The organism is Sphingomonas bacterium (assembly GCF_903643035.1).
Lineage (GTDB): Bacteria > Pseudomonadota > Alphaproteobacteria > Sphingomonadales > Sphingomonadaceae > Sphingomonas.
In genome coordinates, this window is the sequence record NZ_CAHJWW010000216.1 from 1 (window position 1) to 4660 (window position 4660).

Annotated in this window: 7 protein-coding genes; 1 reads left to right on the plus strand and 6 read right to left on the minus strand. The window is 70.8% G+C overall.

What is annotated here, in order from left to right; all coding sequences use genetic code 11:
* Positions 1-179 precede the first annotated feature (179 nt).
* From rpsD to glyA, 6 genes are all read right to left on the minus strand, one after another.
* Entirely contained in the window at positions 180-794 is a 615-nt protein-coding gene (gene rpsD, locus HUV01_RS12200; RefSeq protein WP_174298515.1) for a 30S ribosomal protein S4, read from the minus strand.
* Between the two features lie 224 nt (positions 795-1018).
* Entirely contained in the window at positions 1019-1309 is a 291-nt protein-coding gene (locus HUV01_RS12205; RefSeq protein ID WP_174298516.1) for a hypothetical protein, read from the minus strand.
* Positions 1310-1376: 67 nt separating this feature from the next.
* On the minus strand, positions 1377-2150 hold the full coding sequence (locus tag HUV01_RS12210; protein WP_174298520.1) for an RNA methyltransferase: 774 nt from the start codon (positions 2148-2150) through the stop codon (positions 1377-1379).
* A gap of 68 nt (positions 2151-2218) precedes the next feature.
* A complete protein-coding gene (nrdR, locus tag HUV01_RS12215; RefSeq protein WP_174298517.1) occupies positions 2219-2698 on the minus strand; it encodes a transcriptional regulator NrdR in 480 nt (159 codons plus the stop codon).
* Positions 2699-2717: 19 nt separating this feature from the next.
* Positions 2718-2894, minus strand: a complete 177-nt coding sequence (locus HUV01_RS12220; protein WP_174298518.1) for a hypothetical protein — start codon at positions 2892-2894, stop codon at positions 2718-2720.
* A 4-nt stretch (positions 2895-2898) separates the two neighbouring features.
* The gene (gene glyA, locus HUV01_RS12225; protein ID WP_302480054.1) at positions 2899-4236 is read right to left on the minus strand and encodes a serine hydroxymethyltransferase; all 1338 of its coding nucleotides are present in this window, start codon (positions 4234-4236) and stop codon (positions 2899-2901) included.
* 101 nt (positions 4237-4337) lie between these two features.
* On the opposite strand from glyA, the gene HUV01_RS12230 reads away from it, so the two are divergent.
* Positions 4338-4660, plus strand: a 323-nt coding sequence (locus tag HUV01_RS12230; RefSeq protein WP_174298519.1) for a DUF3429 domain-containing protein, incomplete at its 3' end; no start/stop codon positions are given.

The following is a 4660-nucleotide window of genomic DNA, read 5'->3' on the forward strand; positions in this document are numbered from 1 at the left end:
GGGCGCGCAGGCCGGCGTGCAGCTGGCCCGCGTGCATGACGTGGCCGAGACGGCGCAGGCCCTGCGCGTCTGGCGCGGGCTGCGGGACCGGGCGCTGGTGGGATAGGTCCGGTGGGGCGAAGGGGCGGCCCTTGCGGGGAGGCCGCCCTGCCCAAGCCGGTGGCTGACTCTCGCGCGCGTCAGCGCGAGTAGAACTCGACCACGAGGTTGGGCTCCATCTTCACCGGATACGGCACCTCGTCCAGCGTCGGCACGCGGGTGAAGGTGATCTTGGCTGTGCCGTCGGGCGCGACATAATCGGGGATTTCGCGCTCGGCGAGCGCCTGCGCCTCCATCACCAGCGCCATCTCCTGCGCCTTGCTGCCCAGCGTGATCTCCTGCCCCGCGAAGACGCGGCGCGAGGCGACGTTGCACTTCACGCCGTTGACGCGGACGTGGCCGTGGCTGACGAGCTGGCGCGCGGCGAACACGGTCGGCGCGAACTTGGCGCGGTACACGATCATGTCCAGCCGCTGCTCCAGCAGGCCGATCAGGTTCTGCGAGGTGTCGCCCTTCATCCGGGCGGCCTCCTGATAGCATTGCTTGAACTGCTTTTCGGTCACGTCGCCGTAATAGCCCTTCAGCTTCTGCTTGGCGCGCAGCTGGATGCCGAAATCGCTGATCTTGCCCTTGCGGCGCTGGCCGTGCTGGCCGGGGCCGTACTCGCGCTTGTTGACCGGGCTCTTGGGCCGACCCCAGATGTTCTCGCCCATCCGGCGGTCGAGCTTGTACTTGGCGCTGGCGCGCTTCGACATGGGATATTCCTTGCAAGTGCCAATGACCGACCAGCGCCCCGAACGGACGCGGATCGTATCCGGTCATCGCCTGCGTCTCCCGGAGGGAGGGCAGGGCCGCCGCTTCACCGGAGTGCGGAGCCGTTCGCGAAGGGGCGGCGCATGACAGAAGCGCGTCCGCGCGTCAACGGCGGCGCGACCGGCCGGTCGGACCGTGACGATGCTGACGGCTGGATCATGGCGCCTTAGCCCCCGCCGCCCGCCATCCCCGCCATGCCGCTGCGGGTGGCGCGGTCGAGCATCGTCCGCGCGTCGCCGCCGTTGGTGCCGTCGATCTGCGCCCATTCGGCGAGCGTGTGACAGGTGGTCTTCGCGAACCGGCTGCCGGTCGCGACCTCGGACCGGCATACCTTCTTGTCGGGGTCGACCGGCTTTTTGTCCTTCGCCACGGCGGGACCGGCCATGCCCAGCGCAACCAGGGCGGCGAGGGTCGGGGCGGCGAGGGTCGGGGCGAGCCCGCGCGAGGTCATGGTCATCGATTGCTCCCGTCCGCGGCCGGAAATGGCCTGCACCCGGCAGGCTAGGACAAGGCCGCCGCCGGGATCAACCCGTATCCTGCCCCTTCGCCCGTTTGGAGCCGGCCAGCGCCGACAGTACGCCGCGCAGCGTCCGGACCTCCTGCCCCGACCAGCCCGGCTTGGTCAGCAGCGTGCGCAGCGTCCGGCGGGTGACCGTGGTGCGGTCGGGCGGGTAGAAGAAATGCGCGGCGACCAGCATCGCGTCGAGCTGGGCGATCATGCCCTCCAGCTCCTCCTGGAGCGCGGGCGGCGGCGCCTGCGTCCGGGGCGGCTGGGCGAGCGCCTGCGCGCCCTCGGCGGAGCCGGACAGCCGCTTGGACCATTCATAGGCGATCAGGATCACCGCCTGCGCAAGGTTCAGGCTGCCGAACGCGGGATTGATCGGCACGGTGACGATCGTGCGAGCGAGCGCGACGTCGTCGGTCTCCAGCCCCGATCGCTCCGGCCCGAACAGGATGGCCGAGCGCCCCGTCGCGCCGTGGATGTCGTGCGCCGCGGCCTCGGGCGTCACGACCGGCTTGGTGACGCCGCGTTTCCGAACGGTGGTGGCATAGACATGCGCGCAGTCCGCCACCGCGCCGGCGACGCTGTCGAACACCCGCGCCTCGGCCAGCACACGATCGGCCCCCGACGCGGCGGGGCCGGCGGCGGGGTTGGGCCAGCCGTCGCGCGGGCTCACCAGCCGCATCTCGGCCAGCCCGAAGTTCAGCATCGCGCGCGCGGCCTTGCCGATGTTCTCGCCGAGCTGCGGACGGACCAGGACGATGACGGGAGGCGGGGCGAGGAGAGGCGGGGCGATGAAAGGCGGGGCGACGGGAGGCAGGGCGACGGTAGGCGGGGCGATGGGGGAGATCGGTTCTGGCACCTTCAGGCACCTTCCGCCGCTTCGCCGACATGCCCGGCGAACTCCTCGAAGTCGCGCGCCTCGGTGAAGTCGCGATACACGCTGGCGAACCGGATATACGCGACCGGGTCGAGCGCGCGCAGCCCGTCCATCACCAGCTCGCCGATCCGCTTGGCCGTCACCTCGCTGTCGCCGGTCGTCTCCAGCCGGCGCTGGATGCCCGACACCAGCTTTTCCAGCCGGCCGGTGTCGATCGGCCGCTTGCGCGCGGCGATCGAGATCGAGCGGAGCAGCTTCTCGCGGTCGAACGGCTCCCGCCGCTGGCCAGCGCCCTCCGCCACGCTCTTGACGACGACCAGCTCGCGCAGCTGGATCCGCTCAAAGGTGGTAAAGCGCGCCGCGCACCCCTCGCACTGCCGCCGCCGCCGGATCGCCGCCCCATCGTCCGTGGGGCGGCTGTCCTTCACCTGGCTGTCCTCATGGGCGCAGAACGGGCAGCGCATGCCGGGACGTCAGGCTTCGTTACGCCTTGTCGCGCCGCAGATAGGCGATGCCCGCGCCCAGGGTGGCGCCGATCACCGGGCCGATGAAGGGCAGCGGGATGGCGACGATCGCACCGATCGCGCCGTATTTGGCCATCTTCTTGCCCAGCGAGGGATTGCCGTTGATGCGGGCGCGGACGTCGTCGAGCTTGGACATGGACTTACCTTTCATAGATCGGGAAGCGCGCGCACAGTTCGCGCACCCGTGTCCGAACGTCCGCCTCGACCGCGGGGTCCCCGCCCCCGGCATCATTGCGCCCGCCCGCGTTCGCCAGCCCGTCCAGCACGTCGGCGACCATATGGCCGATCGCGCGGAACTCGGCCACGCCGAAACCGCGCGTCGTGCCCGCAGGGGTGCCGACGCGGATGCCGCTGGTCGTCACCGGCGGCAGCGGATCGAACGGGATGCCGTTCTTGTTGCAGGTGATCCCCGCCCGCTCCAGCGCCTCGTCCGCGTCGCGGCCGGTGACGCCGAGCGGGGTCAGGTCGACGAGCGCCAGGTGCGTGTCGGTGCCGCCGGTCACGAGATCGGACCCGCGCTCCTTCAACGTCGCGGCCAGCACCTTGGCATTCTCGACGACCGCGGCGACATAGCCCTTGTAGTCGGGACGCAGCGCCTCGCCGAACGCCACCGCCTTGGCGGCGATGACGTGCATCAGCGGCCCGCCCTGCAGCCCCGGGAACACCGCGGAGTTGATCTTCCTGGCGATCGCCTCGTCGTTCGTCATCACCATGCCGCCGCGCGGTCCGCGCAGCGTCTTGTGCGTGGTGGTCGTCACGACATGCGCGTGGTCGAAGGGCGCGGGGTGCAGCCCGGCTGCGACGATGCCGGCGAAATGCGCCATGTCGACCATGAAATACGCGCCCACCTTGTCGGCGATCGCGCGGAAGCGAGCGAAATCGATGCGGCGCGGATAGGCCGATCCACCGGCGATGATGAGCCTTGGCCGACGCTCGACGGCCAGCCGCTCCACCTCGTCATAGTCGATCAGATGCGTGGTCCGGTCGACGCCGTATTGCACCGCATCGAACCACTTGCCGCTCATCGAGGCCTTGGCGCCGTGGGTCAGATGCCCGCCCGAATCGAGGCTCATGCCCAGGATCGTGTCGCCCGGCTTCACCAGCGCGAGCATCACCGCGCCGTTGGCCTGCGCCCCCGAATGCGGCTGGACGTTGACGAAGCCGCAGCCGAACAGCCGCTTCGCCCGATCGATCGCCAGCGTCTCCACTTCGTCGGACGGCGCGCAGCCCTGGTAGTAGCGTTTGCCCGGATAACCTTCCGCGTACTTGTTGGTGAAGACGCTGCCCTGCGCCTCCAGCACCGCGCGCGACACGATGTTCTCGCTGGCGATCAGCTCGATCTGCGTCTGCTCGCGGGACAGCTCGTGCGCGATCGCCGCGGACACCGCCGGATCGGCGTCGGCCAGCCCCCCGGTGAAGAAGCCGGCGGGCTGAAGGTCGTTCGATGGGGCGGGCGAGGGGGCGGGTTGAGTGCTCACGGCGGGTCTCCGTTCGGTCCCCGACGCCTTACGCGAGATGGCCGCCACGCGCCACCCCGGCGGGCATGACGGGCCGGTCGCGAGCCGCTACGGGCCTTGCCATGGCTTCCCGCTCCCGCTCCCGCGTTCCCCGTGCCGTCGCCGCGTTCGGCGGCGCGGGGCTGTTGCCACCGGTCGCCGCGGCGACCGGGCTGTTCGTGCTGCCGGCGGGATCGCCGCAGCAGTTCGCCTGGGTGCTGCTGATGTTCTATGGCGCGCTGATCTTCTCGTTCCTCGGCGGCACCTGGTGGGCGTTCGCGTCGAACGGGGAAGGCGGGCGCGAGGACGCGGCGCCGCATGCCGGCTGGCTGCTGGCGGCGGTGATGCCCAGCCTGTTCGCGCTCGCGCTGCTGTTGCTGGTGCTCGCGCCGGGCACGCGGCCGGC

What these genes read in the sequence shown, in the direction of transcription:
- rpsD (WP_174298515.1), bottom strand. Translation starts at nt 794, where the DNA reads ATGTCGAAGCGCGCCAGCGCCAAGTACAAGCTCGACCGCCGGATGGGC.
- nrdR (WP_174298517.1), bottom strand. Translation starts at nt 2,698, where the DNA reads ATGCGCTGCCCGTTCTGCGCCCATGAGGACAGCCAGGTGAAGGACAGC.
- HUV01_RS12220 (WP_174298518.1), bottom strand. Translation starts at nt 2,894, where the DNA reads ATGTCCAAGCTCGACGACGTCCGCGCCCGCATCAACGGCAATCCCTCG.
- HUV01_RS12205 (WP_174298516.1), bottom strand. Translation starts at nt 1,309, where the DNA reads ATGACCATGACCTCGCGCGGGCTCGCCCCGACCCTCGCCGCCCCGACC.